1 protein-coding gene is annotated in these 1,815 nt (G+C 38.0%); it reads right to left on the bottom strand.

Annotation, left to right across the window (positions count from 1 at the left end):
- On the bottom strand, positions 1-1,815 hold a 1,815-nt coding region (locus tag IDG60_RS12975), incomplete at both ends, for a GA module-containing protein (RefSeq protein ID WP_206160767.1).

The following is a 1,815-nucleotide window of genomic DNA, read 5'->3' as shown; positions in this document are numbered from 1 at the left end:
CTTTCTTACCTTGGTCAGCATCTGTAAAGTTCACTTGTTGTTTAACAGTGTTTTGGTCATTAATACCATTTTGAAGTTGACCCATTGCTGTATTTAATTCATTAGCAGTATTTTGTGCAGCAGTTACACCTGCTACTGTCGTTGCATTGTCAATTTGACTAGTTGCTGCAGTTGATTGCGCATTATTCAAGTTACTATATGAAGCTAATGCACGTTTCGCTGACTCTTTTGCTTGAGCAACTTTATTATCACCATTCAAGTCATTTTTAGCTTGATTCAATTGGTTTAGTGCTGCTTGAACTGTTGTTTCATTCGCGTTGCTGCCATTAGCATTAGTAATTGCTTCTGCTTGTGTAACCGCAGTATCATACGCTTGTTGTTTTGGTTGATCCGCATCTGTGTAATTGACACTACGTTTCGTATTATCCTTTTCAGCAAGTGCATGTTTCAAATTACCCATCGCTGTGTTTAACGATGTTGCTTTATTTTTAGCCGCTGTAACAGCTGCAAGATTTGGTGCTTGATCCACTTCAGCATTTGCCGCAGTTCGTTGTGCATTGTTCAAGTCTGTCAAACGACCGATATCTGATTTCGCAGTTTGTTTTGCTGCTGCTAATTTTTCATCACCGTTCAATGCAGACTTCGCACTGTTCACTTGGCTCGCTTTTTGGTTAATTGTATCAGGATTCATTTCAGGGTTATTCGTTGCACTAATAATACCTTCAGCATTAGTTACCGCATCATTGTATGCATTTTGTAAATCTGCATTCGCGTCTTGATAATCTTCGCTTGATTTAGTCGCATCTTTAGAAGCAATACTTTGTCTTAATTGATTCATTGCTTGATCTAAAGTACCGGCATTAGCTTGAATACCTTGAACACCTGCAACAGTCGTACCACTTTCGATTTGCGATGTTAAGTTTGCTTTTTGAGCATCAGTTAAGTGTGACATTGTCGCTACTTGTTGTTTAGCTGTGTTCTTCGCTTCATTTAAGCGCGCATCACCATTTAATGCAGTTTTAGCAGTATTCACACGTTGTAATGCTTGTTCAACGGCTGCTTTATTTTCATTTGTGCCAGCTGTTTTATCTAATAACGTTTTAGCTGCCGTTACAGCATCATTGTATGCAGTTTGTTTATCTCTATCTGCATCAGTATATTTCTGAGCTGCTTTTGTAGCTGCTTCATCGTTAATACCACGTTGTAAGTTGCTCATTGCAGTATTTAATTCAGATGCTGTTGTAGACACTTGATTTACACCTGCAACTGTTGTAGCACCTTCAATTTGTGATTTCAACGCTTCTTTTTGTGCGTTGTTGATTGATGTTAAGTTATTCAATGCATTTTTCGCAGTTGTCTTAGCATTCGCAACATTTTGATTACCGTTCAATTCGTTTTTAGCACGTTGTACATTTTGTAACGCAGATTCAACATTGTCTTTTGCAGTATTTGGACCTTGTGCTTTATTTAAAATTTGTTCAGCTTGCGTCACTGCATTTGTATATGCATTACGTTTCGCTTCATCTGCATCAGTGAAGTTAACACCTTGCTTAATCGTATTCTGATCTTGAATACCATTTTTCAAGTTCGTCATAGCTGTATTTAATGCATCCGCATTATTTTGTGCTTGTGTTACTTCATTAACATGCGTTGCACCCTCGATTTGACGTTTCGCCGCTTCTTTTTGAGCATTAGTTAAGTCACTTAAGCCATTCAAATGTTGCTTCGCATTTGTTTGCGCAGTTCTTAAGTTTTCTTGACCGTTTAACGCTTGTTGTTTAGCTGTCACTTGGTCTTTCGCTTGATTAATTTCTT

It is taken from the genome of Staphylococcus sp. EG-SA-2, assembly GCF_017152085.1.
Note: the sequence above shows the minus strand (reverse complement) of the source record. Positions and strands in the feature narration are given on the sequence as shown.